Here is a 23122-nt window from a genome sequence, read left to right as displayed (position 1 = left end):
AAGGCCCTCACAATCTCCGCGCCAACCCATGGCGCACATACCAGACCGATTCGGCGCGGGCGGCGGCATCCTGTGCCAGCCAGCCGGCCAGATCGCGCAGGCGTCGGTCCGCCGCGTCCATGGGCACGATGCCGCGGCCCATCTCGGGCAGGATCAGCACGATCTCTCCCCTCGCCTCCCGCTCGGCCTCTTTCAGCGCGTCGAGCGACGCGACCAGCCGCGCGCGCAGCCGGTCATCGTCGGGCTCCGTGGCCAGCGCGTTTTCCAGCCAGCGCGTCCAGCCGGTCAGCACCCGCACCGCGCCCGGGCGCAGGTCATGCTCGCGGCCGTCGAGCCCCAGCTCGTCGATCCGAGCCCAGCCGGCGTCGGGGAAGCGCGCCGCTACGAGATCGCGCTTGCCGGCGCAGGCACCGCCGATGAAGAGCTGCATGACCAGCCGTCCTCCTCGAATGTGAACGTGAAACGCCGCCCCTGGGCCTGGCCGACCACGCCGTCCCAGAAGTCCGCGTCTTCCAGACGCCGACGCAGCTCGCGAATGGCGCCGCCATGGCTGACCGCCAGCACGCGGCGATGGCCCGCCTTCCGCGCCTCGGCCATCACCTCCTCGAGCCAGGCCGAAAGCCGCGCCCACAGATCGTCGGCGGACTCGCCGCCGGGCGTGGCCAGCCGCCCCTGGCTGTCGACCCAGGCACGATAGTCGGGATCGTCCTTGAGCTCGGCCCAGGTCCGCCCCTCGTAGTCGCCGAAGGCCAGCTCGCGTAGCCGGGCATCGAGGCGCGGTGCGCCGCTTTCCCGACCTTCCAGCACGTGGGCCAGGGTCTGGCGGCAGCGGGTCAGGTCGCTGCAGTGCACGGCGTCGAAGGCGACGTCGGCCAGCGCCTCGCGCAGCCTGTCGAGGTCCGCCTCGGCGTCCGGCAGCAGCAGCGGAATGTCGCGATGGCCCTGGTAGCGGCGCTCACGGTTCCAGCTCGTCAGGCCATGACGAACGACCACCAGCTCCAGGCGATCAGCAGCAGCCATAGTTCTCCTCCCTCGATGGCGGCGCCGACGATGTCGCCATTGATGCCGCCGAAGGCCCGGCGCACCGCCCGGCCGTAGATGATGACGAAGCCCGCCAGGCCGACCAGCAGCCAAGCCAGCCCGGGCACGAAAACCAGACACGCCAGCGCCGGCAGCGCGGCCAGCACCAGGTCGCGCCGACCGAGACTCTGCTGCCAGGCGTGGGCCAGGCCCTCGGCGCGGGCGGCGGGCTGGCTCACCAGCAGGCCGACCGCGGCCAGCCGGCCCAGCGCCACCACCGGCACCAGCCACCAGGGGCTCGCCCCGGCCGCCAGCAGCGCCCACAGCAGTGCCGCCTTCCAGGCCAGCTGGAAGACCAGCGCCAGCATGCCGAAACTGCCGACCTGCGGGTCCTTCATGATCGCCCAGCGCTTCTCGAGCGGAGCGTTGCTGCCGAGCGCGTCGGCCAGGTCCATCAGGCCGTCGAGGTGCAGCCCGCCGGTCAGCGCCACCCACAGGCTGAGCAGCAAAAGCGTCAGCAGCGGCAGAGGCAGCAGGCCCTCGAGCAGCGTGCCGGCGGCGGCCACGATCACCCCCACCAGCGCACCCACCAGCGGATAGGCCCGCGCCGCCCAGCGCCGGGTGGCCGGCGTCCAGGGGCAGGCAAGCGTCACCGGCAGCCGGGTCAGGAACTGGATGGCCAGCAGCACGCCGAAGCCCGCGTCCTTCATGAATCGCCTCCTTTCCAGTCGATGGCGCGGCCCGCCACCACCTCGATCACGCGATTCGAGGCCGCGGCCAGATCGCGATGCAGGGCCTGCAGGAAGGCCAGATAGCGCCACACCAGGGCGTCGCGGGGCGGCAGTTCCTCGTTGAGGTCGTTGGAGACCACCACCAGGGCGAGGTCGCGGCGGCGGGCCTCGTCGAGCCCGGCCGCCAGCATCGCCCGGCCCTCGGCCTGCGAGAGCCCGGCCTCGAACATCACCCGGCTGGCCCACAGGGTCAGGCAGTCGAGCAGCACCGTGCTGCCCGGGGGCATCGCGGCGAGCGCCTCGGCGAAGGCCAGCGGCGGCTCCAGGGTCAGCCAGCCGTCGCCGCGCTCGCGACGGTGGCGAGCGATGCGGGCGGCCATCTCGTCGTCGCCGGCCCGAGCGGTGGCAGTGGCGAGATAGAAGCGCGCGCCGCCGCGGGCCGACTGCCACTCGTCGACCAGCGCCTCGGCCACGCCGCTCTTGCCGGAGCGCGCCCCGCCGGAGACGAAGGCGATCATGGCCGCCGCCATGCCGCCAGGGCCTCGAGCAACCGGACATTGTCGTCGCGGCCGCGCAGCGCCAGGCGCAGCCAGGCGCCGTCGAGACCGGGGAAGCCGTGGGTATGGCGGGCCAGGAGGCCGCGCTCGAGAAGGAAGGCGAACAGCGCCCCCGCGTCCTCGGCGTCCTCTCCGCCGCGCAGCAGCAGGAAGTTGGCGTGGGTCTCCGGCACCGTGTAGCCCAGCGCGCGCGCACGCTCGGGAAGATCGCGCTCGGCGGCGAGCCAGGCCCGGGTGCGGGCCAGATAGTCCTCGTCGGCGAGCAGCGGCGCCGCCAGCCCCAGGGCCAGGGCGTTGACGCTCCACGGCATCTGCAAATCGGCCAGCCGCGCGACGGCCTCGGGGGCGCCGAGCAGGTAGCCGAGCCGAAGCCCCGGCACGTCGAACAGCTTGGTCAGCGAGCGCAGCAGCAGCAGGTTCGGTGAACGCTCGAGCAGCGGCGTCAGCCGTTCTTCATGCTCGGTGAAGTCGACGAAGGCCTCGTCCACCACCAGGGTGGTACCGGTCTGGTCGGCCCGGGCCAGCAGGCGCTCGACGTCGGCGCGGGGCACCAGGGTGCCGCTGGGGTTGTTGGGCCGGCACAGGAAGGCCACGTCGACGCCGGCCAGGGCGGCCTCGGCGGCGTCGAGATCGAGCCGGAACTCGGGCATCGCCAGTCCCAGCCGCTCGACGGAAAGACCGTGCCGAGCGCAGGCCAGGGCGTACTCGCAGAAGGTCGGCTCGATCACCAGCGCCCGGCCGCCGGCATGCCGGGCGGCGGCGAGATGGATCGCCTCGATGCCGCCGTTGGTGACCAGCACCCGCGCCGGCGCCACGCCGTCGTTGGCGGCGATGGCCCGGCGCGCCCGATCGTCGTCCGGGTCCGGATAGCGGGCCAGCGACGCGGCACCGCCCAGCGGCTCACTCATCCAATCGCCGAGCCAGGGCGGCGGTCCAAGAGGGTTGAGGTTGGCGCTGAAATCGATCACCGGGTGGTCGGCCGGCAGGCCATGGCGCGCCAGCAGCGGCGCGATGCGCCCGCCGTGGGCGGGCCAGCCCGGTGTGCTGTTCGCATCCGGTCCTGCGTGTGCCGTCATGCCAGCCACTCCCGCAGCAGCACCAGCGGCGCCAGCAGCGCCAGCACGCCGATCCAGCCGCCGTGCATATGATGGATGGCGCGCTCGATATGGGACACGCTCAGCGGCTCCAGCGCGCGGCCGAGGACGGCGCGATGCGAGGGGCGACCGTCGTAGTGGTTGAGCCCGCCGAGCTGCACGCCCAGCAGGTGCGCCACCATGGCCTCGGGCCAGCCGGCGTTGGGGCTCGGGTGCCGCGGCGCCTCGCGGCGGGTGGCGGCCATGGCCCCCTGCGTGCGGCCGCCGACGACGAGCCGAGCGGCCAGCCACATGGCCAGAGCCGTGAGCCGCGCCGGCACCCAGTTGACGGCGTCGTCCAGACGCGCCGAGGCGCGGCCGAAGTCCTCGTAGCGTGGACTGCGGTAGCCGACCATGGAATCCAGCGTGTTGACCGCCTTGTAGGCCAGCGCCAGCGGCGCCCCGCCGATCAGCGCCCAGCACAGCGGGGCGGTGATGCCGTCCACGGTGTTCTCGGCCACGGTCTCCACCGCGCCACGGGCCAGGCCCGACTCGTCGAGGGTTTCGGTATCGCGGCCGACGATCCCGCCCAGCGCGCGGCGTGCCGCCGGCAGATCGCCGCGCTTGAGCGGCTCGGCCACCGCCCGGGCCGCCTCGGCGAGCCCGCGGGTGGCGAAGGCGGTGGCCAGCAGGGCGAGCTCGGCGGCCAGCGACAGCGCCGGCGACAGCCAGGCCAGCATCGTCAGCAGGCCCCAGGCCAGCGCCCAGGTGCCGGCGGGCACCGCCACCGCCAACCATACGCCGCGCCGACGGCGTGCCTCGGCGCGGCCGTGGTTCCAGGCGCGCTCGAGCCTGGCGATCGCCCGACCGATGCCGACCACCGGATGCGGCAGCCAGGCCGGGTCGCCCAGCGCGAGGTCGATGGCCAGCGCAACACCGACCAGCGCCAGCAGTTCCCAGGACAGCGGGTCCAGCGTCATGCTCGAGGCTCCTCGTGCTCGCTGCGGTCGTCGACGCCGGCGGCGTCGAAGGTGGCCATCTCGGCGAGCATCGCCGTGGCCGCCTCGAGCAGCGGGAAGGCCAGGGCCGCGCCGCTGCCCTCGCCCAGGCGCAGCTCCATGGCCAGCAGCGGCTCGGCGTCGAGCGCCGCCAGGGCATGGGCATGGCCAGGCTCGTGGGAGCGATGGCCGAAGACCAGGTAGGGGCGCAGCGCCGAATCGAGCCGGCAGGCGGTCAGCGCGGCCACGGTGGCGATGAAGCCGTCGACGAGGATCGGCAGGCGCCTCGCCGCCGCTTCCAGGTAGGCCCCGACCATGGCGGCGATCTCGAGCCCGCCGAGCTTCGCCAGCACGTCCAGCGGGTCGGCGGGATCGGCCGCGTGGGCGGAAAGCGCCGCCTCGATCACCGCGCGCTTGTGGGCCAGCGCCTCGCCGGCCACGCCGGTGCCCGGGCCGACCAGCTCGGCGACGAGCACGCCGGTCAGCGCCGCCAGCATGGCGCTGCTGGCGGTGGTGTTGGCGATGCCCATCTCGCCGGCGATCAAACAGCGGCAGCCCGCCGCCGCGGCCCGTTCGGCGGCGCGACGACCGACAGCGATGGCGGACAGCGCCTCGTCGCGGCTCATGGCGTCCTCGCGGGCCAGGTTGCCGGTGCCGGGGCGGATGCGTTCATGGACGACGCCCTCGGCGGGCAGCGCATTGGCCACGCCCACGTCGACCACCTCCAGCCGGGCATCGATGCGGCGGGCGAAGGCGTTGATGGCCGCGCCGCCGGCGACGAAGTTGGCCACCATCTGGGCCGTGACCGCCTGGGGAAAGGCCGAGACGCCCTCCGCCGCCACGCCGTGGTCGGCGGCGAACACCACCACCGCGGGCGGGCCGACCCGCGGGAAATCCTCGCCGGTGATCGCAGCCAGGCTCACCGCCAGGGACTCCAGGCGGCCGAGGCTGCCGGGGGGTTTGGTCAGGGTGTCGAGATAGCGGGCCACGCGCCCGGCACAGGCGGTATCGGGCGCGGGAATGGGCGGCATGGCATCGGTCACTGGGCGTCTCCGGGCGTCCTTGGCGAGGCGGGCATTCTACCAGAGGCAGACCTGACTCCGCGGGCCTAAGCTGATCAAGGCCAGACCGTGACAGCGAGCGTGCCCGACACGCCCTCATCACGCGCCTTCATAACAACAGCTCACGACATCAGCCCGGCCCGCGACGGCTGCGCCGCCCGCCGGGCGCTTCAGGAGTCAGCGACATGACCAGGAAGCTTCCCCGCACCCGCGGCCTGCATGAGCTCTACGCCGAAGACCCGCAACGGGCCGACCGGCTGCTCTGGGATCGCGACGTCGACCCCGTCACCCGGCGCGGTTTTCTCAAGCGCTCCAGCCTGCTGGCGATGGCCGCCGCGGTGAACGCCCAGATCCCCTTCGCCGATCGCATGCCCGGCGGGCTGATTCCCGCCGCCCTGGCCCAGAGCGACGCGCCCTTCACGCTGCAGGGCAAGGAGGGCCTGACGGTGCTCAACGATCGGCCGATCAACGCCGAGACGCCGGCCCACCTGCTCGACGACGACGTCACCCCCGCCGAGCGCATGTTCGTGCGCAACAACGGCATTCCGCCGGCGATGGATGCCATCGACGTCGCCGCCTGGCGGCTGGAGGTCGCCGGGGAATCCTGCGTGACGCCCATGACCTTCTCCATCGCCGAGCTCAAGGAGCGCTTCGCGCATCACACCTACCAGCTGCAGGTGGAATGCGGTGGCAACGGCCGCAGCGAATATGTGCCCGCGGCCAGCGGCAACCAGTGGACCACCGGCGCGGTGGCCTGCCCACGCTTCACCGGCGTGCGGCTGCGCGACGTGCTGGAGGCCTGCGGCATTGCCGACGACGCCGTCTATGTCGGCTACTACGGCGCCGACGCCCATGCCAGCGGCGATCCGAATCGCGATCCCATCTCCCGCGGGGTGCCGATGGAGAAGGCGCTGGAGGACGAGTCGCTGATCGCCTGGGCGATGAACGATGCCGACATCCCCTACCTGAACGGGCATCCGCTGCGCCTGGTATGCGGCGGCTGGCCCGGCTCGGTGTCGGGCAAGTGGCTCGAGCGCATCGTGATCCGCAACCGCAAGCACGACGGCACCAAGATGGGGGCGCCCTCCTACAGCGTGCCCAAGCACCCGGTCGCGCCCGGCACCGACGTGCCGCTGGAGGACTTCGAGACCATCCAGTCGATGCCGGTGAAGTCGCTGGTGACCTTTCCGAAGTCCGGCATCACCCACGCGCTGGGCGAGCCGCTGACGGTGCGCGGCCACGCCTGGGCCGGCGACCTGGCGGTCGAGGCGGTCCACGTCTCGATCGACTTCGGCGCCACCTGGCAGCCGGCCGAGCTCAGCGCCGCGCCCAACCGCCTGGCCTGGCAGCGCTGGACCAGCGCCCTGGACTTCCCCGAGCCCGGCTACTACGAGGTCTGGGCCAAGGCCACCGACAGCCAGGGACGCGCGCAGCCCATGGTCGTGCCGGGCTGGAATCCCAAGGGCTATCTCAACAACGCCTGCCACCGCATCGCCGTTCAGGTGGCCTAGGGGGATGCCATGACACGCACGAACTCCCGTCGGCATCCGGCGCTGGCCGCGGCGCTGCTGCTGTCCATCGGGGTCTTCTTTCAGGGAGGCTCTTTTCAAGGGGCTTGGGCCCAGGACGACGCACCGGCCACCGATCCGGACAGCGGCCTGGTCCAGGCCGAGGGCTGGCAGGTGGTCAAGGCCAACTGCACGGTGTGCCACTCCGCCAGGCTGATCACCCAGAACAGTGGCTCGCGCAACCACTGGGAGCACCTGATCCGCTGGATGCAGGACACCCAGGGACTGTGGCCATTCCAGCCCGAGATGGAGGCCACCATCCTCGACTATCTGGCCGAGCACTACGGCCCCAAGGAAGACGCCCGACGCGCGCCGCTGCCACGCCAGCTGATGCCGGACAATCCCTACTCACGCCCGGCGGAGAGCGGATCGGCTTCCGGCTAGGACAGCGGGCTGAACGACGTCGCCATCGCCGCTATACTGTATGTATAGACAGAAAAAGGAAGCCCGCATGGCGACGTCACCCTCGAACGCCGTGGCCCGCAAGGGCCGCGGCGCCACCTTCGATCCCGACAACCGCTTCGCCCCCACGCGGGTGGAAGCGGTCGACGACGGCTGGTGGCAGGAGGCCGTGCCCGAGCGGCTGGCCACCCGGGTCACCGAGGAGCAGGCCCGCAGCGCGCTGGCCTGGAACCGCTCGCCGGACCTGCCCTTCGACCGTTCGCTGAATCCCTACCGCGGCTGCGAGCACGGCTGTATCTACTGCTATGCGCGCCCCAGCCACGCCTACTGGGATCTCTCTCCCGGGCTCGACTTCGAGACCCGGCTGATCGCCCGGCACGGCCTGGTCGAGCGCCTGGAAGAGGAGTTGGCCCGCCCCGGCTACGAATGCCGCCCGATCAACCTGGCCGGCAACACCGATGCCTACCAGCCCCTCGAGGCCGAACGCGGCACCACCCGTCGGCTGCTGGCCTTCCTGCTCGACTGCCGCCATCCCGTCACCCTGGTGACCAAGGGCGCGCTGTTGCTGCGCGATCGCGACCTGCTCGCCGAACTGGCCAAGCGGCGGTTGGTACGGGTGCTGGTCAGCCTGACCAGCCTGGACGCCGACCTGAAGCGCACCCTGGAGCCCCGCACCGCCGCCCCGGCGACGCGCCTGAAGATGATCGAAACGCTGAGTGGCGCCGGGGTGCCGACGGGCGTGCTGGTCTCGCCGGTGATTCCGGGGCTGACCGATCACGAACTGGAGCGACTGCTGGACGCCGCGAGGAACGCCGGCGCGATGGATGCTCGCTGGATGCTGCTGCGCCTGCCCAGGGAGGTGGCGCCGCTGTTCGAGGACTGGCTGGCCCAGCACTATCCCGATCGGGCCGCCAAGGTGATGAGCCTGATCCGCCAGTGCCGCGGCGGCCAGGACTACGACGCCCGCTTCGGCCATCGCATGCGCGGCCAGGGCGTGTTCGCCGACCTGCTCGATCAGCGCTTTCGCCAAGCTTACCGGCGGCTCGATTTCCCCGGCCTGCCGGCGCTGGATACCGAGGCCTTCCGACCGCCGCGCCGCCAGGGCGACCTGTTCGACTAGGCCCGCCCCTCGGCTTTTTGACTAGGCCGCCCCTCGCCTTCGATCTGTCTATTCAGCTCTTCAAGGTAGCTCTCCAGCACCAGGTTGGGCGGCGAGCCCTTGCGGGTGATGGCGCTGTAGCGGGTCAGGTACTGCCGGCTCGCCGGATTCAGGGCTCGCATCCGGCCGTCACGCACCCAGCGCTCGGCATAGTGGGTCGGCAGATAGCCGACATAGCGGCCGGAAAGGATCAGGAAGGCGATACCCTCCCGGTCGGTGGCCGAAGCCGAGGCGCGCAGGGATTCATGGAGCGCCTTGATCTCCGGCGCCTGGGCATAGGCGGGCAGCACCGCATCGCACTCCACCAGCTGGTGCTCCATCACGTCGGCGACATCGAACAGCGGATGGCCCTCGGCGCAGTAGAGCCGTGAGGCCTCCTCGTAGAGCGAGCGATACTCGAGCCCCGGCAGGGTCTTCAAGGCCGGCACCACGCCGGTATGCAGGCGACCGTCCAGCACTGCCAGCTCGATGTCGCTGGGCGGCATCATGCGGATGTTGATGCGCACCTCGTCGCCGCGCGCCTTGAGGGCGCTGAGCGCGTGGGTGATATGCATCTCGGGCATGGTCACCAGATTGTCGGTGATGCCGATGTTGAGCTCGCCCTTGAGCCGGGCATGCAGGCCGTTGACCCGGGTGCGAAATCCTTCCACCGCAGCCTGCAGCTGCAGGGTGGCCTCATAGACCTCGCTGCCCTCGTCGGTCAGGGCGAAGCCGCTTCGCCCCCGCTGGCACAGGCGCAGCCCGAGCCGCGTCTCGAGATCGTTCATCGCCATGCTGATCGCCGCGCGGCTGATGTTCAGCTCCACCTCGGCGGCGGAGAAGCCGCCGCATTCGACGACCTTGCGATAGATCCGCAGCAGGCGAAGATCGGCATCGCTGGGCTGCCCCGTGAAGGCCGGCTTGTGCTGCGACATGGCGGTATTCCCGTGTTCATGGCGGAGACATCGAGCATAGCGCCGCCCGACCACAAAGTTAACCAGATGCTTTCATGAAGGTAATACGTCATGGGTTTAACTGATCGATAGCACGGCCTAACGTCGACATCAGAGCGTTCCATCCGAACAGCCACACCCAGAACAGACCAGCCCGTCACAGATCAACAAGAGAGGGAGCCCATGTCGGATCGAGACCCGTCACGCGGTGCGGGCCTGAGCCCGGAACAGCTGGATGCCTACTGGATGCCCTACACCGGCAATCGCCAGTTCAAGCGCGATCCGCGCATCATCACCGGCGCCAAGGGCCACTACTTCACCGATGCCGAGGGGCGTCAGATCTTCGATGGCCTCTCCGGCCTCTGGACCTGCGGCGCCGGCCACTGCCGCCCGGAGATCACCGAGACGGTATCGCGCCAGCTCGCCGAGCTCGACTATGCCCCGGCCTTTCAATACGGCCATCCCAAGGCCTTCGAGCTGGCGCATCGCCTGCGAGAGCTGACGCCCGACGGGCTCGACCACGTGTTCTTCACCGGTTCCGGTTCCGAGAGTGCCGACACCTCGCTGAAGATCGCCCGCGCCTACTGGCGCAAGAAGGGCCAGCCGACCAAGACCAAGCTGATCGGCCGCGCCAAGGGCTATCATGGGGTCAACTTCGGCGGCTTCAGCCTGGGCGGCATCGGCGCCAACCGCAGCCTGTTCGGCCAGGGCGTGGATGCCGACCACCTGCCCCACACCCTGCTGCCGGAGAACGCCTTCACCCGTGGCATGCCCGAGCGCGGCGCCGAGCGGGCCGACGATCTGCTGGAACTGATCGCGCTGCACGATGCCTCCAACATCGCCGCGGTGATCGTCGAGCCCATGGCCGGCTCCGCCGGGGTGATTCCACCACCGGTAGGCTATCTCCAGCGGCTGCGCGAGATCTGCGACGCCCACGACATCCTGCTGATCTTCGACGAGGTGATCACGGGCTTCGGCCGCATGGGCGCGATGACGGGCGCCGAGGCCTTCGGCGTGGTGCCGGACATCATGAACGTCGCCAAGCAGCTGACCAACGGCGCGGTGCCGATGGGCGGGGTGATCGTGCAGCGCGAGATCTACCACACCTTCATGGAACAGGGCGGCCCCGACTACATGCTCGAACTGCCCCACGGCTACACCTATTCCGGCCACCCGGTGGCCTGTGCCGCGGCACTCGCGGCCCTGGACGTGCTCGAGCAGGATCGTCTGATCGATCGCGTGCGCGAGATGGCACCGGTCTTCGAAGCCAACCTGCACGGCCTGCAGGGGACGCGCTACATCAGCGATATTCGCAACTACGGGCTGGCCGGCGCCCTGCAGATCGCACCGTCGCCTGGCGAGCCGGCCCTGCGCCCCTACCAGATCGCCATGAAGTGCTGGGAGAAGGGCGTCTATGTCCGCTACGGCGGCGACACCATCCAGCTCGGCCTGCCGTTCTCCGTCGAGCGGGAAGAGATCGACCGGCTGATCAATGTCCTTGGCGACGCCATCAACGAACTCGACTGACATCGCCACCACGACTTTTCACCACAAGACATTTTGAGAGGAATCTCCATGAGCACGGTTGGCCATCTGATCAACGGCGCGCGCGTCGACGACGCGACGCGCACCCAGGACGTCTACGACCCTTCCACCGGCGAGGTCGGCGGCCAGGTCGCCCTGGCCGGCAAGGCCACCGTCGAACAGGCCATTGCCGCCGCCCAGGACGCCTTCCCGGCCTGGCGCGACACTCCGCCCGCGAAGCGCGCGCGCATCATGTATCGCTTCAAGGCGCTGCTCGAGCAGCACGCCGACGAAATCTGCCGTCTGATCGGCCAGGAACACGGCAAGATCGTCCACGACGCCCGGGGCGAACTGCAGCGCGGCATCGAGAACATCGAGTACGCCTGCGGCGCCCCGGAGCTGCTCAAGGGCGAGTACAGCAAGAACACCGGCCCCGGCATCGACTCCTGGAGCGAGTTCCAGCCCCTGGGCGTGGTCGCCGGCATCACGCCGTTCAACTTCCCGGCCATGGTGCCGCTGTGGATGTATCCGGCGGCCATCGCCTGCGGCAACACCTTCGTCCTCAAACCCTCCGAGCGTGACCCTAGCTCGACCCTCTACATCGCCGAGCTGGCCCTGGAAGCCGGATTGCCGCCCGGGGTGCTCAACGTGGTCAACGGCGACAAGGAAGCCGTCGACACCCTGCTCGACGACAGCCGCGTCCAGGCCGTCAGCTTCGTCGGCTCAACGCCGATCGCGGAGACCATCTATGCCCGCGCCAGCGCCAACGGCAAGCGCTGCCAGGCGCTGGGCGGGGCCAAGAACCATGCCATCGTGATGCCCGACGCCGACATGGACAACGTGGTCAACTCGCTGACCGGCGCCGCCTTCGGCTCCTCCGGCGAGCGCTGCATGGCGCTGTCGGTGGCCGTGGCCGTCGGCGACGAGGCCGCCGACGCGCTGATCGACAAGATGCAGGCGCAGATGAAGACCCTGAAGGTCGGCCCCTTCCATGACGCCGACAACGACTTCGGCCCGGTGATCACCCGGGCCCACCAGGAGAAGGTCTGCGGCTACATCGAGAGCGCCCAGCAGCAGGGCGCCGAGATCGTCGTCGACGGCCGCGGCGTGCAGGTGCCGGGGCACGAGAACGGCTTCTTCGTCGGCGGCACCCTGATCGACCGCGTGACGCCCGACATGACCTGCTACCTCGAAGAGATCTTCGGCCCGGTGCTGCTGGTGGTCCGCGCCGGCTCCATGGAAGAGGCCATGCGGCTGATCGACGAGCACGAATACGGCAACGGCACCTGCATCTACACCCGCGACGGCGAGGCGGCCCGCTACTTCAGCGACCGCATCCAGGTCGGCATGGTCGGCATCAACGTGCCGCTGCCGGTGCCGGTCTCCTATCACAGCTTCGGCGGCTGGAAGCGCTCGCTGTTCGGCGACCTCAGCGCCTACGGCCCGGACGCCGTGCGCTTCTACACCAGGCGCAAGACCGTCACCCAGCGCTGGCCGTCGACCGGCGTTCGCGAGGGGGCGCAGTTCTCCTTCCCCTCCTGAACGGCCTGAGCCATCCCGCAAGACGCCGAACCGGGCCGCCCGGTTCGGCTTTTGTGCCTCAGGGCACCAGCACGGCGGCGCCGGACAGGCGCCCGGCGCGCAGATCGTCGAGGGCGCGGTTGGCGTCTTCCAGCGGATAGGCGACGGTCTCGGTGCGGATCGGCACCTGCGGCGCCAGCGCGAGGAACTCGTCGCCGTCGCGACGGGTGAGATTGGCCACCGACCTGAGGCTGCGCTCCTCCCACAGCAGCCGGTAGGGAAACGACGGGATGTCGCTCATGTGGATGCCGCCGGAGACCACCGTGCCGCCGGGACGCACGTGGGAGAGCGCGATCGGCACCAGCTCGCCCACCGGGGCGAACAGCAGGGCGGCGTCCAGCGGCTCGGGCGGGGCCTGGTCGCTGCCGCCCGCCCAAGCGGCACCGAGGCGCCGGGCGAAGGCCTGGGCCTCGGTGTCGCCGGGGCGGGTGAAGGCGTAGAGGGTCTGGCCGCGGGAGCGCGCCAGCTGGGCGAGGATGTGCGCCGCGGCGCCGAAGCCGTAGAGGCCCAGCCGCCGAGGTACGTCGCCGCCGGCCAGCCGCCAGGTGCGATAGCCGATCAGCCCCGCGCACAGCAGCGGCGCGGCGGCCTGGGCATCGTCGACGTCGAGCGCGAAGCAGTAGCGGGCGTCGGCCACGCAGTACTCGGCGTAGCCGCCGTCGCGGGTGTAGCCGGTGAATTCGGCGCACTCGCAGAGGTTCTCGCGCCCGGCCCGGCAGGGTTCGCACTCGCCGCAGGTCTTCCCCAGCCAGGGCACGCCGACCCGCTGGCCTCTTTCAAGCCCTGTCTCGGGCCCAGCGACGCCCTCCCCCAGCGCATCCACCTCGCCGACGATCTCGTGGCCGGGCACCAGCGGCAGGCGGGGCTCAACGAGCTCACCATCGACCACGTGCAGGTCGGTGCGGCACACCCCGCAGGCCAGCACCCGGACCCGCACCTCGCCGGGGCCGGGCTCGGGAATCGGCACGCGTTCGAGGCGCAGCGGCTGGTGGGCGGCGTGCAGGCGCATGGCACGCATCTCGCTCATGGGACGCTCCTCGTGCGGTTCACGTCCCGAGCATAGTCGAGCTTACGGACTCAAGCTTCGACCCGGATCTCGTAGCCGGTGAACTTGCGCAGGTTGATCACGCCGCTGTCGAGGATCAGGTACTGGCCCTTGATGCCGAGCAGGGTGCCGGCCACCTCGGGCTGCTTGTCGAAGTTGTGGGAGACCACCTTGGTGGGATGCTCGAGCACCGGGTACTCGAAGGCCCAGGGCGCGGCGTCAACCTCGCGGATGGCGTCATGGCCGAAGCGCTCGCGCAGCTCGAGCAGCCCCGGCGCGAGGCGTTCGAGCAGGCGGTCGCGCTCGCCGGGCAGATCCAGCTCCGTGGCCTCGCCCTTGAGCATGGCGCGCCAGTTGGTGCGATCCGAGACCTCGTCCTTGAACAGCACCTCGACGAAACCGGACTGCTGACGGGTATCGACCTCGAGGATCGGCAGCGCCTGGACGGCGCCCTGGTCGAGCCAGCGGGTCGGCACCTGGGTATCACGGGTGATACCGACCTTGAGCCCGGAGGCGTTGGCCAGGTAGACCACGTGGGGCCGGAAGCAGTGGGTCTCGCCCCACGCCGGTTCGCGGCAGGTGCCCTGGAAGTAGTGGCACTGCTCGGGCTTCATGATGCAGCTGTCGCACTGGGCGAGCTTCTTGAAGCAGGGATAGCAATGGCCCTGGCCGAAGCTCTTCTTCGTCGCCCGCCCGCAGTGGGTGCAGGCGATGGCGCCGGTCCAGGTCAGCCGCAGCGGCTGACCCAGCCGGGCATTGAGGTCGAGGCGCTCGTCGCCGGCGCGCAGGGTGTAGCGCGCCGGGGCGCCCGGCTCGACCGACATCTTGATCAGACAGCCCGTCAGGGCGACGGCATCAGTCACGGCCGACGTCCCGGCCGAGACCGGCCTGCTGAGGAGACACGCCGGCACCGCTGCTGTCGGCGCCGCAGGTACGACGCTCCAGATAGCCGACGCGCTCCTCGGCGGGCACGTTGTTCTCGGCCTCGTAACGCATCACCGCCTCGAGGCAAAGCTCGGTCTGCTCGGCCGTCAGGAAGCGGCCGTCGGGCCACTTGCGCAGGGCCACCGACTGCTTGAGGCTCTCGTAGATGGCCGGCGTCATCTGCTGGATCATGCGCTCGAAGGTCATATCGCTCATGGCGGACTCTCTCGGAAGAAACGGGTCGGTACGCGACGGGTCGCCGGCATGCGGAGCCGGTGGTCAGTGTCGCTGGACGTGGCGGGAATGATACCAGCCGATCATCAAACCCACGACCAGCCCGCCCAGGTGCGCCTCGTTGGCCACGTTGCCGAAGCCGAACAGCTCGGCCACGTCGGTCATGGTGAAGACCATCCAGCCGAGCATGAACACCACCAGCATCTGGGGCACGAAGAAGCCGTCGCCCGGGCGCCGGCGCGACATCAGCCAGACGTAACCGAGCAGTGCGAAGTCGACGCCCGACATGCCGCCGAACAGCACCGTGCCGGTGGCATACTGGGCCAGGTTGCCGCCGATGCCCGCGGCCAGCAGCAGCGTCAGCATGCGCCCGCGGCCATGGAAGGCTTCGACCTGGCGGCCGAAGTACCAAAGCCACAGCATGTTGAAGACCAGATGCATCCAGCCGAAGTGCAGGAAAGCCGGCGACAGCAGGCGCCATACCTGCCCGGAGGCCAACGTTTCGCCCAGGTCGCCGAAGACCAGCTGGCCCCCCGCCACGCCCACCGGCACGATGGTCAGGGCGGCGGTCACCAGGTCGCCGAGCACGCTCATCACCGCGAACACCGCCAGGCACAGCGCCATGGCAGCCGCGGTCACCGGCGCCTGGCGGAACGGCGCCAACCAGGCCACCCTGCCAGCGGCGCCATGCAGGCGACGCGCCCTGCCGCCCTCGGGCCTCAGCGGCTCCCCCCGCTGCCAGCGCATCACCAGACGCTGCATGGCATCGCGCTGCTGAGGATCGACCAGCCACAGCACCTGGCCCTCCTCCTCGTCGGTGAAGAAGTGACCGATGCGCTCGGCCCATAGGGCCTTTCGCAGCTCGCGGGTATCGGTGTCACGGGGCAGCAGCATCACCCGATGCATGGCGTCTCCTCGGGGGAATCGGGGGCGAACCGCGCCGGCCGGACACGCAAAGAAAAAGTCCGGCGGAAGGGGCCGCCGGACAAGAGCAAGGGATCGTTCAAGGGAACACTTACTCTGACGGCCCCGCATGCGGCAAGTTCGCAACATTGAGCGGTAGTTAGGTAACGTTTTGTATCAGTCGAAATCGATTTCCCAGGGCTGCGGCCGGGCCTGCTCTTCCCGGGGCACACGGACCCACACGAAGCGGTCGGCATCGAGGCGCGCCTCGCCGTTCCAGCGATAGGCCACCAATCGGCCGAACTTCACCGCGCTGTAGTCCAGGCAGGCAATGTTGGGAGCCGGCAGGGCCGGAATGCCCTCGCACCAGTAGTGGCCGATGAACAGCGGCGGCTCGTCGGGGCCGTAGTACGTCAGCCGTTCCGCCTCGGCCGCACTGAGCGGTCGCAGCTCCAGGTCGCCCGGCAGATTGTCGGGCTGGAACACCACGTCGCCCCAGGTCCGGGGCCGATGCGCCCAGAAGTGGGCGCGGAAGCTGCGTCGGGTGAAACCGTCGCCGGACTGGATCTGCACGCCCTCGGGCAGCGTGATGTGGCTGCCGCGGGTCAGCCGGTCGAGGATCTCGAACTCGCGGGTGCCGTGACGCACGGCGGCGGTCAGGAAATCGAGATCAATGCGACCGTCCGGGCGCGAGGCGCGCAGCTCGTCGATTCGTGACTGATCCCAGCAGGCATGCACCACTCGCAGGCCGTCGAGCTCCAGGAACAGCGGGATGTCGAGGAACCAGGCCAGCGTCTCGTCCCACTCCTGGGGATGATCGCGGTACTGCTCGAGGGTCTCGCGGACGATGCGGTTATGACGCGGCGTGTGCTCGCGCAGCCATTCGCGGCCCAGCTCGGCGGGGGCACGATGGTGATAGGCCAGGGCGTTGATCTCGTGATTGCCCATCACGATCAGCGCCTCGCCCTCCTCCACCATGCGCCGGGCGATGGTCACGGCGAGGCGGATACGCGGGCCGCGGTCGATCAGGTCGCCGAGGAAGATCACCTTGCGTCGCGGATGGCGATAGACGCCGCCACGCTGATGATAGCCGAGGCGTTCGAGCAGGGCCGCCAGCGTCGCGCCGCAGCCGTGCACGTCGCCGATCAGGTCGTAGCCTTCCAGGGGCGCTCTGCTCACCTCAGTCTCCCAGGCGGTTGCTCCAGCCCAGCTTGCTGCGCAGGACCTCGTAGAAATTGTGCCCCACGGGGTGGACGAGCTGCACGCGCTCCGGCTTGCGACGGATCACCAGCACGTCGTCGGGTTTGGCCACCGCACGCGTCTGGCCATCGCAGCTGATGTGCGGATAGGTCTGATTGGTCTCGCCGATGTGAATGCGGATCTCGCTGGCGGCGTCGATGGCGATCGGACGACTCGACAGGGTATGCGGGAACATCGGCACCAGGGTGATGACGTCCAGCCGCGGATGCATGATCGGCCCGCCGCCGGACAGCGCATAGGCCGTGGAACCGGTCGGCGTGGCGACGATCAGGCCATCGCTGCGCTGGCTGTGCACGAACTGGTCGTCGATGAACAGCTCGAACTCGATCATGCGCACCGCCTTGCCGGGATGCAGCACCACCTCGTTCAGGGCATCGCCGTCGCCGACCCGCTCGCCGTCGCGGTAGAGCTCGGCGTCGAGCAGGAAGCGTTCCTCGAGCTCATACTGGCCGGCCAGCACCTCGCCGACGCGCTCCTCGAGTTCGTCGGGCGAGATATCGGTGAGAAAGCCCAGCCGGCCGCGGTTGACGCCCAGCACCAGGGTGCCGCTATGACACAGGGTGCGGGCGGCGCCGAGCAGGCTGCCGTCGCCGCCGACCACAATCACCAGATCGCACAGCTCGCCCAGCCGGCGGCGGCTGGCCTCGGGATGGCCGTGGCCGAGCAGCACCGTGGCGGTGCGATCCTCGAGGATGACGTGGTAGCCGGCATCGTCGAGGAAGCGGCTGAGCCGCTTGAGGGTCTCGACCACCTTGGCGCTACCCAGGCGGCCGATCAGGCCGATATTCCTGAAGGCCTGATGCTTGACGACATTGTTGTTGGCAGCGGGCATGAGCGGGTCCTTCGCTTCGCGACGGCTCATTATGGCGATTGGCTCCCGGCCGGGCAAACCGCCGCTCAGGCGGCACGCGGCGCGCGGCGGCGCTGCCACCAGTCGTTGACCAGCAGCGAGGCCAGGATGATGGCCCCGCCCAGCGCCAGGCGAGGCAGGTCGGCGTCACGGTTCCAGATCAACAGGTTGACCAGCAGGCCCGCCGGCACCAGGGCGTTGTTCATGACCGCCAGCGCGCCCGCATCGACCTTGGTCGCGCCGAGGTTCCACAGGAAGTAGCCCACGCCCGAGGCCACCAGTCCGAGCCAGGCCAGCACGCCCCACTGCAGCGGCGTGGCGGGCAACGCCGAGGCATCGCCCCACCACAGGAAGGCCGGCACGGCCACGGCCACGGCGCCGAGGTAGAACCAGCCGAACACGGACAGGCGGGGCAGATCGGCGGGCAACCCGGCCGAGAGACGACGATAGCCGACCTGGCCCAGGGCGAAGCAGAAGTTGGCGCCCTGGACCACCAGGAAACCGAGCCAGTAGTCACCATCCAGGCCGCGATAGCGGATCACCGCCGCCCCCAGCACCGCCAGCCCGGCGGTCAGCAGGTGGAACGGCGAGAAGCGCTTGAACATCAGGTCGTCGAGCAGGGTGATGTAGAGCGGCGTGAGCACCGTGAACAGCAGCACCTCGGGCACCGAGAGCAGCAGGAAGGACTGGTAGAAGAAGATGTACATCACGCCGAGCTGCACGGCGCCGAGCCCCATCAGCGCCAGGCGCTGGCCACCGCGCAGCAGGCGCGGCCGCAGCAGCGGCAGGAACAGCAGGGCCGCCAGCACGATGCGGGTCATCACCGAGAAGTAGCTGTCTACCTGACCGGCCAGGTAGACGCCGATCAGCGAGAACGAGAACGCCCAGAGGACGGTGATGCCGACGAGATAGCCCAAGGTTCCACTCCGTTTGGAAAAGCAAGGCGTCGAGGATTATACCGGCGGCATCCCGCCTGCCAAGCGGCTCAGCCCCGGCGGCGTTGCCGCAGGGCATGCAGCACGTAGGCCACCCCGGGTAGCCAGCCCAGCAGCGTCAGCCCCAGGGCGATCCACACGCGGCGCGAGCCGCCGCCGGCCAGCCCCATCGCCAGCGGCGGCAGCAGCACCGCCAGTGCCACCAGGGCGGCGAAGGGCTCGGCGCGGCCGGCCGGGGCTGACTCGACGGCCGGCGGCGTGGCCGGTTCCGCGTCCGGCCGGGCGGGCTCGCTCGAGGCCGTGGATGGCGCCTCCGGCGTCCACTGTCCGACCTCGGCGGCCGCCGGCCGCGCGGGCGCCGACTCATGCTCCAGGGCCTGACGATGGGCCTCGTGATCAATCTTCTGCGTCAGCTCGTCGGCGCCCTCGGCGAGTTCGTCGTGATAGCGCTCCCAGTCCTCCCAGTCGTGAGGGGTGCCCGCCCGGGGACGATGGTCTCCGGATTCACGGGCGCGTTCCCAGGCCTTCTCTTCCAGGGTATTGGGGCGCTCGCGGTCACGCTCTCCGTCCAGCCCCTTGCGGGCCAGGTATTCACGGGCATCCATGGTGAAACTCCATCACTCGTCGGTGGCGGCATTGTGCCTCATTGGAACGGTGTCTCAAGGGGCCAGTTCCCGGCGGGGCAGCAACCGTTGGTGGCGGTCGGCAGGCGGCGCGCCGTGAGTCGACTATGATGAACGCGAGACACGCCGCGGTCTCCGGCCGACCGACGGGCGCAGCACGCAACCATCACAAGGGACGTGCGCCCGGGCCGGGCCACCAGGCACGAGGTTCCACCGGGACGAGGAGAACCGCCATGCCCAGCAAGGCTCCCACCATCGTACGCGAGATCATGTCGCGCGACTGCTATCGGGTCACCGGCAAGACGTCGGCCACCACCCTGGCCCAGGGCTTGGCCCTGCACCGGCTGCCCGGGGCGCCGGTGGTCGACGAGCGCGACCAGCTGATCGGCTTCATCTCCGAGCAGGACGTGCTCGGCAAGCTGCTGGAGAGCGCCTACCTCGACGACGAGCCGCCGCTGGTCAGCGAACTGATGCGCAACGAGGTGCTGTCCGTGGCCCCGTCCAAGAGCATCACCGACCTGGCCCAGGAGATGCTGGGCGCCAAGCCCAAGATCTACCCGGTCACCGAACAGGGGCGCCTGGTCGGCATCGTGACCCGGCGCGACGTGCTCAGCGCCATCCTGCGCATGCGCCACTCCTGACCCTTCACCGCTCCTCGCTTCCGACACCCGGCGCAGCCGGGTGTCGTCGTTTGCGGACATAAAAAAACCGCCTCATCGGTGATGAGGCGGTCAAGGATCGAATCGCAAGCTAGATCAACAGTGCTAGCGACTGCCATCGCTACTGTTGTCTGCACCTGTTCTGACAGTCTTGGCAGGAAAAGTTCAGACGGCGACGAAAAAATTCCACGCTCCCTATCCGGTGCCCGCTGACGACCGGGGTTGTCAGCGTTAAGCCATTGGCGATAGTATCGAAATCGCCTCGCGGGTGTAGCTCAATGGTAGAGCAGAAGCTTCCCAAGCTTAAGACGAGGGTTCGATTCCCTTCACCCGCTCCAGACCTACCCTAACCTCCTGATCATCAAGATTTTTCCCGCCTTTCATGGGGTTAGGTGCTACGGTAATGGCTACAGAAGTGGCTACACTTGATCCCCGCTCCAGTGCTACCCTCGGTAACTGACTGATCTGTCTGCCCGCGATCACCAGCACCATCAGGGGGATTCATGGCCAGGGGCAAGCCCACCGACACCCGAAGCCTTCGCCAGCGTGGAAACGTCTGGTTTATCAACAAGCGCCTCTCCCCGATCCTCGCCAAGCACCTCGGCAAGAAGATGCTCAATCAGAGCACCCAGACCGGCGACCTCGATGAAGCCTGTCGGGTACGCGACCGAGTGCTCGCCGACCTGAGCGACCTTGAGGCCCAGCTCAAGGGCGAAGCCAGTCAGGTCCAGCAACGGCGGATGTTCCTCCAGTCCCGCGACCAGTTCAGGGAAGCAGAGGACTCCATCATCAGCGGCGACTCGAGCCAACCTGTCAGCCTGATCGACACGATGGACCCCGAGAAGCTGCCTGAGATCGAGCAGGATGCGCTTCGGAGCTTCTACCAGGGGGACACACCGACCCGCTACCGCCTGACCCTGAGAGCATCCCTGGAGGACTGGAAGGCGTCGCCGTTGGTGGAGCGGAAGTCCTCGACACGCTCGAAGAATGAGCTGGCCATGGAGCGGTTGCTGGCGTACCTGGGCGAGGATGACGTAACCCTGGTTTCCCTCGACCGTCGACAGGTCAAGGGCTTTATCACCTCGATGCTCGGCGAGGGCAAGACGAAGCAGACCGTGGCCAACTACCTGTCCGGGCTGTCGGCGCTCTGGCACCACGCCGAATACTCGATGGAAGAGGAGCTACCGAACGGCAATCCATTCAAGGGCCACCAACTCAAGCCCAAGGCCACCGTTCGCAGCTACGACCAGTTCAACCGCGAGGACGTGGCGGCCATCTTCGAGGCCACGGCAGGGAACAAGGGCATCTACTACCTACTCCCGCGCCTGGGCTTCTACACTGGCGCTCGGCTTGATGAGCTGTGCTCGGTGAAGGTGACGGACATCATCCAGCGTCAAGGCATCTGGTGCCTGGCGATCCGCGAGGGGAAGAACCAAAACGCCACACGGGAAGTCCCGCTCCACTCCGAGATCAAGGCATCAGTGCTGACCCAGCTCGAACAGGCGAAATCAGCCGGGGCCGTGTACCTGTTCCCCGAAGCTGAGGCATCCACACGACGCGACGGCAAGAAGGGGCCGAAGTTCTCGCAGTGGTTCGCCCGCCTGTCGAAGCAGGTCATCGAGCGGGGCGACCGCAAGCTCGGCTTTCATTCCTTCAGGACTACCGCTATCACAATTATGGGCGATGCGGGTCAGCGTGAAGAAATCATCGTCTGGATCACGGGGCATGAGCGAGGACTCACTACCGCGAATAAGGTCTACAACCGGGGCCCGACTTATCGGACTCGCCTAAAGGCTGTCGAAAGCATTCATCTTGAGGCGCTTCACTAAGCAGCATCAGCAATCCACTTTCTAATGGAGACCGATATGTCACCAAGGATGCGCGATTGGTTAAAGAGAGGAGAAGAGTTTTATCTTTTCGCTCTTGTCACGACGGCAGCCTTTATGATTTCCTTCAACTTCGATATCGAACAACCATACAAGATGTCAGGCTTCTTCTTGCAGCTTCTAGGGGCCACTCTCTCAATCATCGTAGTCATCCAGTCTTACATCCGTCACAGCGACTCATCTCCTGCCAGACAGGCCATTGATTACTTTAAGGACTTCCCCCTCTTTCGAAGGAAAAAGAAAAGATTCATTCCAGCAGGTACGATATTAACACTTAGGCCACATGTTGTTGACACGTCTAAGCTGGAATTCAAAGAAGTAGACATAACGGACTGGCAAGCAGTGAACCATCAACTAAAAGCCCTCACTAACGCAATCAACAGTGACCGCACCTACCTTAAAGCCCTTGATGAAAGAACCTCCGCTGTAGGAGAAAAAGTACTCAAAGACCTCCTCCCTCAGTTTGGCTCTCATCAAAAGGAGCAGCAAGAAGAGCAGGTATCTTCATCACGGCTAATGCTTGTCGCGTTCGGATGGATTATAATCGGCATGTTGACAGAAAGTGTCCCTCTTGCTTCTAACCCAATCTAGTTGCAGCTACGGCGGCACCGTCTCGTAGATTGGTATCAAGGCAAGCACCTTTCCTGACCGAGCATTGCCAAGCGTGGTGACCTCTGGCTCCATACGCGCATGAACGCCTCACCTGCGAAAGGAGCACACATGACCGAAGCCCCGACCTACAAGAAGATGTCCATGCAGAGGGTCTTCCAGCTCGTCCAAGCCCTCCGCGAGGTCCACAGCGACATGCAGATTGAAACCGCCCAGCTCTTCGTGTTGATCGCCATGAACCCCGGTATCACCATGCGGGAGTTGCAAGACCTCTCCGGCCAACGTCAAGCGAAAGTGTCCCGCAACGTCACCATCATGTCCGAGTGGAAGACGGCGGAAGAACCTGGGCTTGATCTGGTCATGTCAGAGATCGACCCGCACGAGCGCCGCCGTAAGCTCGTCCACCTGACGTCGAAGGGTGAAGAGTTGGCCGAGCGTCTTGCTGGCTTGATGAGCTGAGCACGGTAGGCCGAGCGGGATTCTCGGAGCAGTGAGCCCGCTCATAGCCTCATCCCTTCTTGGGCATCTTGCCCATACCTCCCCTCCCTAGGTTCTGTCTGAAAAGTCGGCACGTAAACAACGGTCTAT

At 68.3% G+C, this 23122-nt stretch carries 25 protein-coding genes and 1 tRNA gene; 10 read left to right on the top strand and 16 right to left on the bottom strand.

Annotated elements, in window-relative coordinates; all coding sequences use genetic code 11:
* Positions 1–7 precede the first annotated feature (7 nt).
* The 7 genes from C9J49_RS03415 to cobT are packed head-to-tail and all read right to left on the bottom strand — an operon-like array spanning position 8 to position 5410.
* Positions 8–430 carry a bifunctional adenosylcobinamide kinase/adenosylcobinamide-phosphate guanylyltransferase gene (locus C9J49_RS03415; protein WP_107181205.1) on the bottom strand — a complete coding sequence of 141 codons (423 nt, stop codon included), beginning with the start codon at positions 428–430 and terminating at the stop codon, positions 8–10.
* Positions 382–1020 carry a histidine phosphatase family protein gene (locus C9J49_RS03410; protein ID WP_035592532.1) on the bottom strand — a complete coding sequence of 213 codons (639 nt, stop codon included), beginning with the start codon at positions 1018–1020 and terminating at the stop codon, positions 382–384. Before C9J49_RS03410 ends, C9J49_RS03415 begins: the two co-directional genes overlap by 49 nt.
* Positions 972–1730, bottom strand: coding sequence for an adenosylcobinamide-GDP ribazoletransferase (cobS, locus tag C9J49_RS03405; protein WP_046079861.1), 759 nt, complete (start codon positions 1728–1730; stop codon positions 972–974). Before cobS ends, C9J49_RS03410 begins: the two co-directional genes overlap by 49 nt.
* Positions 1727–2269 carry a bifunctional adenosylcobinamide kinase/adenosylcobinamide-phosphate guanylyltransferase gene (locus C9J49_RS03400; RefSeq protein ID WP_035592557.1) on the bottom strand — a complete coding sequence of 181 codons (543 nt, stop codon included), beginning with the start codon at positions 2267–2269 and terminating at the stop codon, positions 1727–1729. Before C9J49_RS03400 ends, cobS begins: the two co-directional genes overlap by 4 nt.
* The gene (gene cobD, locus C9J49_RS03395; protein WP_107181203.1) at positions 2266–3384 is read right to left on the bottom strand and encodes a threonine-phosphate decarboxylase CobD; all 1119 of its coding nucleotides are present in this window, start codon (positions 3382–3384) and stop codon (positions 2266–2268) included. Before cobD ends, C9J49_RS03400 begins: the two co-directional genes overlap by 4 nt.
* Positions 3381–4361, bottom strand: a complete 981-nt coding sequence (cbiB, locus tag C9J49_RS03390) for an adenosylcobinamide-phosphate synthase CbiB (RefSeq protein ID WP_107181202.1) — start codon at positions 4359–4361, stop codon at positions 3381–3383. Before cbiB ends, cobD begins: the two co-directional genes overlap by 4 nt.
* Complete coding sequence (gene cobT, locus C9J49_RS03385) at positions 4358–5410, bottom strand: nicotinate-nucleotide--dimethylbenzimidazole phosphoribosyltransferase (RefSeq protein WP_107181241.1); 1053 nt, start codon at positions 5408–5410, stop codon at positions 4358–4360. The genes cbiB and cobT overlap by 4 nt, the downstream gene beginning before the upstream one ends.
* Before the next feature lie 215 nt (positions 5411–5625).
* Here cobT and C9J49_RS03380 point away from each other — a divergent pair, with 215 nt between their 5' ends.
* The 3 genes from C9J49_RS03380 to C9J49_RS03370 all read left to right on the top strand — a co-directional run bounded on the left by C9J49_RS03380 (position 5626) and on the right by C9J49_RS03370 (position 8530).
* The gene (locus C9J49_RS03380; RefSeq protein WP_107181201.1) at positions 5626–6951 is read left to right on the top strand and encodes a sulfite oxidase; all 1326 of its coding nucleotides are present in this window, start codon (positions 5626–5628) and stop codon (positions 6949–6951) included.
* Positions 6952–6960: 9 nt separating this feature from the next.
* Positions 6961–7392, top strand: coding sequence for a hypothetical protein (locus tag C9J49_RS03375; RefSeq protein WP_107181200.1), 432 nt, complete (start codon positions 6961–6963; stop codon positions 7390–7392).
* Positions 7393–7459: 67 nt separating this feature from the next.
* Complete coding sequence (locus C9J49_RS03370) at positions 7460–8530, top strand: PA0069 family radical SAM protein (protein WP_107181199.1); 1071 nt, start codon at positions 7460–7462, stop codon at positions 8528–8530.
* Here the strand turns inward: C9J49_RS03370 and C9J49_RS03365 are convergent.
* Positions 8527–9483 (bottom strand): LysR family transcriptional regulator, encoded by a 957-nt coding sequence (locus tag C9J49_RS03365; RefSeq protein ID WP_107181198.1) that lies wholly within the window; start codon positions 9481–9483, stop codon positions 8527–8529. The two genes, C9J49_RS03370 and C9J49_RS03365, sit on opposite strands and share 4 nt — an antisense overlap.
* Before the next feature lie 201 nt (positions 9484–9684).
* On the opposite strand from C9J49_RS03365, the gene C9J49_RS03360 reads away from it, so the two are divergent.
* Positions 9685–11028, top strand: coding sequence for an aspartate aminotransferase family protein (locus C9J49_RS03360; protein ID WP_107181197.1), 1344 nt, complete (start codon positions 9685–9687; stop codon positions 11026–11028).
* Positions 11029–11076: 48 nt separating this feature from the next.
* Positions 11077–12567, top strand: coding sequence for a CoA-acylating methylmalonate-semialdehyde dehydrogenase (locus tag C9J49_RS03355; protein ID WP_107181196.1), 1491 nt, complete (start codon positions 11077–11079; stop codon positions 12565–12567).
* A gap of 58 nt (positions 12568–12625) precedes the next feature.
* Here C9J49_RS03355 and C9J49_RS03350 read toward each other — a convergent pair whose 3' ends face one another.
* The 8 genes from C9J49_RS03350 to C9J49_RS03315 all read right to left on the bottom strand — a co-directional run bounded on the left by C9J49_RS03350 (position 12626) and on the right by C9J49_RS03315 (position 19362).
* Positions 12626–13633, bottom strand: a complete 1008-nt coding sequence (locus C9J49_RS03350; protein ID WP_220084842.1) for a zinc-dependent alcohol dehydrogenase family protein — start codon at positions 13631–13633, stop codon at positions 12626–12628.
* Between the two features lie 50 nt (positions 13634–13683).
* Positions 13684–14475, bottom strand: a complete 792-nt coding sequence (locus tag C9J49_RS03345; RefSeq protein ID WP_107181239.1) for a DUF2797 domain-containing protein — start codon at positions 14473–14475, stop codon at positions 13684–13686.
* 31 nt (positions 14476–14506) lie between these two features.
* Complete coding sequence (locus tag C9J49_RS03340) at positions 14507–14791, bottom strand: YeaC family protein (RefSeq protein ID WP_046079869.1); 285 nt, start codon at positions 14789–14791, stop codon at positions 14507–14509.
* A 63-nt stretch (positions 14792–14854) separates the two neighbouring features.
* Complete coding sequence (locus tag C9J49_RS03335) at positions 14855–15715, bottom strand: rhomboid family intramembrane serine protease (protein ID WP_107181195.1); 861 nt, start codon at positions 15713–15715, stop codon at positions 14855–14857.
* Positions 15716–15889: 174 nt separating this feature from the next.
* Positions 15890–16876 carry a metallophosphoesterase gene (locus C9J49_RS03330; protein WP_107181238.1) on the bottom strand — a complete coding sequence of 329 codons (987 nt, stop codon included), beginning with the start codon at positions 16874–16876 and terminating at the stop codon, positions 15890–15892.
* Between the two features lie 16 nt (positions 16877–16892).
* Positions 16893–17804: an NAD(+) kinase gene (locus tag C9J49_RS03325; RefSeq protein WP_046079871.1), complete on the bottom strand. Its 912-nt coding sequence runs from the start codon at positions 17802–17804 to the stop codon at positions 16893–16895.
* A gap of 65 nt (positions 17805–17869) precedes the next feature.
* Positions 17870–18739 carry a carboxylate/amino acid/amine transporter gene (locus tag C9J49_RS03320; RefSeq protein WP_046079872.1) on the bottom strand — a complete coding sequence of 290 codons (870 nt, stop codon included), beginning with the start codon at positions 18737–18739 and terminating at the stop codon, positions 17870–17872.
* Positions 18740–18807: 68 nt separating this feature from the next.
* Positions 18808–19362 (bottom strand): YqaE/Pmp3 family membrane protein, encoded by a 555-nt coding sequence (locus C9J49_RS03315; protein ID WP_107181194.1) that lies wholly within the window; start codon positions 19360–19362, stop codon positions 18808–18810.
* Positions 19363–19613: 251 nt separating this feature from the next.
* Between C9J49_RS03315 and C9J49_RS03310 the strand changes: the two genes are divergently transcribed.
* The 5 genes from C9J49_RS03310 (at position 19614) to C9J49_RS03295 (ending at position 22993) form a co-directional block, all read left to right on the top strand.
* Complete coding sequence (locus tag C9J49_RS03310; protein WP_035595521.1) at positions 19614–20021, top strand: CBS domain-containing protein; 408 nt, start codon at positions 19614–19616, stop codon at positions 20019–20021.
* Positions 20022–20303: 282 nt separating this feature from the next.
* Positions 20304–20377, top strand: a tRNA-Gly gene (locus C9J49_RS03305).
* Positions 20378–20542: 165 nt separating this feature from the next.
* Entirely contained in the window at positions 20543–21868 is a 1326-nt protein-coding gene (locus C9J49_RS03300) for a tyrosine-type recombinase/integrase (RefSeq protein WP_107181193.1), read from the top strand.
* 36 nt (positions 21869–21904) lie between these two features.
* A complete protein-coding gene (locus tag C9J49_RS16900; RefSeq protein ID WP_146612963.1) occupies positions 21905–22516 on the top strand; it encodes a hypothetical protein in 612 nt (203 codons plus the stop codon).
* A gap of 129 nt (positions 22517–22645) precedes the next feature.
* Entirely contained in the window at positions 22646–22993 is a 348-nt protein-coding gene (locus tag C9J49_RS03295; RefSeq protein WP_107181192.1) for a MarR family winged helix-turn-helix transcriptional regulator, read from the top strand.
* The last annotated feature ends 129 nt before the right edge of the window (positions 22994–23122 follow it).

The organism is Halomonas sp. SL1 (genome assembly GCF_003030865.2).
GTDB classification, from domain to species: domain Bacteria; phylum Pseudomonadota; class Gammaproteobacteria; order Pseudomonadales; family Halomonadaceae; genus Halomonas; species Halomonas halophila.
Note: the sequence above shows the minus strand (reverse complement) of the source record. Positions and strands in the feature narration are given on the sequence as shown.

Bases quoted from the DNA above. Each gene is read 5' to 3' on its own strand.
- C9J49_RS03300 (WP_107181193.1), top strand. From the start codon at position 20,543: ATGGCCAGGGGCAAGCCCACCGACACCCGAAGCCTTCGCCAGCGTGGA.
- C9J49_RS03345 (WP_107181239.1), bottom strand. From the start codon at position 14,475: ATGTCGGTCGAGCCGGGCGCCCCGGCGCGCTACACCCTGCGCGCCGGC.
- C9J49_RS03350 (WP_220084842.1), bottom strand. From the start codon at position 13,633: ATGAGCGAGATGCGTGCCATGCGCCTGCACGCCGCCCACCAGCCGCTG.
- C9J49_RS03340 (WP_046079869.1), bottom strand. From the start codon at position 14,791: ATGAGCGATATGACCTTCGAGCGCATGATCCAGCAGATGACGCCGGCC.
- C9J49_RS03400 (WP_035592557.1), bottom strand. From the start codon at position 2,269: ATGATCGCCTTCGTCTCCGGCGGGGCGCGCTCCGGCAAGAGCGGCGTG.
- C9J49_RS03375 (WP_107181200.1), top strand. From the start codon at position 6,961: ATGACACGCACGAACTCCCGTCGGCATCCGGCGCTGGCCGCGGCGCTG.
- C9J49_RS03355 (WP_107181196.1), top strand. From the start codon at position 11,077: ATGAGCACGGTTGGCCATCTGATCAACGGCGCGCGCGTCGACGACGCG.
- C9J49_RS03325 (WP_046079871.1), bottom strand. From the start codon at position 17,804: ATGCCCGCTGCCAACAACAATGTCGTCAAGCATCAGGCCTTCAGGAAT.
- C9J49_RS03415 (WP_107181205.1), bottom strand. From the start codon at position 430: ATGCAGCTCTTCATCGGCGGTGCCTGCGCCGGCAAGCGCGATCTCGTA.
- C9J49_RS03370 (WP_107181199.1), top strand. From the start codon at position 7,460: ATGGCGACGTCACCCTCGAACGCCGTGGCCCGCAAGGGCCGCGGCGCC.
- C9J49_RS03360 (WP_107181197.1), top strand. From the start codon at position 9,685: ATGTCGGATCGAGACCCGTCACGCGGTGCGGGCCTGAGCCCGGAACAG.
- C9J49_RS03365 (WP_107181198.1), bottom strand. From the start codon at position 9,483: ATGTCGCAGCACAAGCCGGCCTTCACGGGGCAGCCCAGCGATGCCGAT.
- cobT (WP_107181241.1), bottom strand. From the start codon at position 5,410: ATGCCGCCCATTCCCGCGCCCGATACCGCCTGTGCCGGGCGCGTGGCC.
- C9J49_RS03335 (WP_107181195.1), bottom strand. From the start codon at position 15,715: ATGCATCGGGTGATGCTGCTGCCCCGTGACACCGATACCCGCGAGCTG.
- C9J49_RS03315 (WP_107181194.1), bottom strand. From the start codon at position 19,362: ATGGATGCCCGTGAATACCTGGCCCGCAAGGGGCTGGACGGAGAGCGT.
- C9J49_RS03380 (WP_107181201.1), top strand. From the start codon at position 5,626: ATGACCAGGAAGCTTCCCCGCACCCGCGGCCTGCATGAGCTCTACGCC.
- C9J49_RS03310 (WP_035595521.1), top strand. From the start codon at position 19,614: ATGCCCAGCAAGGCTCCCACCATCGTACGCGAGATCATGTCGCGCGAC.
- C9J49_RS03410 (WP_035592532.1), bottom strand. From the start codon at position 1,020: ATGGCTGCTGCTGATCGCCTGGAGCTGGTGGTCGTTCGTCATGGCCTG.
- C9J49_RS16900 (WP_146612963.1), top strand. From the start codon at position 21,905: ATGTCACCAAGGATGCGCGATTGGTTAAAGAGAGGAGAAGAGTTTTAT.
- C9J49_RS03295 (WP_107181192.1), top strand. From the start codon at position 22,646: ATGACCGAAGCCCCGACCTACAAGAAGATGTCCATGCAGAGGGTCTTC.
- cobS (WP_046079861.1), bottom strand. From the start codon at position 1,730: ATGAAGGACGCGGGCTTCGGCGTGCTGCTGGCCATCCAGTTCCTGACC.
- cbiB (WP_107181202.1), bottom strand. From the start codon at position 4,361: ATGACGCTGGACCCGCTGTCCTGGGAACTGCTGGCGCTGGTCGGTGTT.
- cobD (WP_107181203.1), bottom strand. From the start codon at position 3,384: ATGACGGCACACGCAGGACCGGATGCGAACAGCACACCGGGCTGGCCC.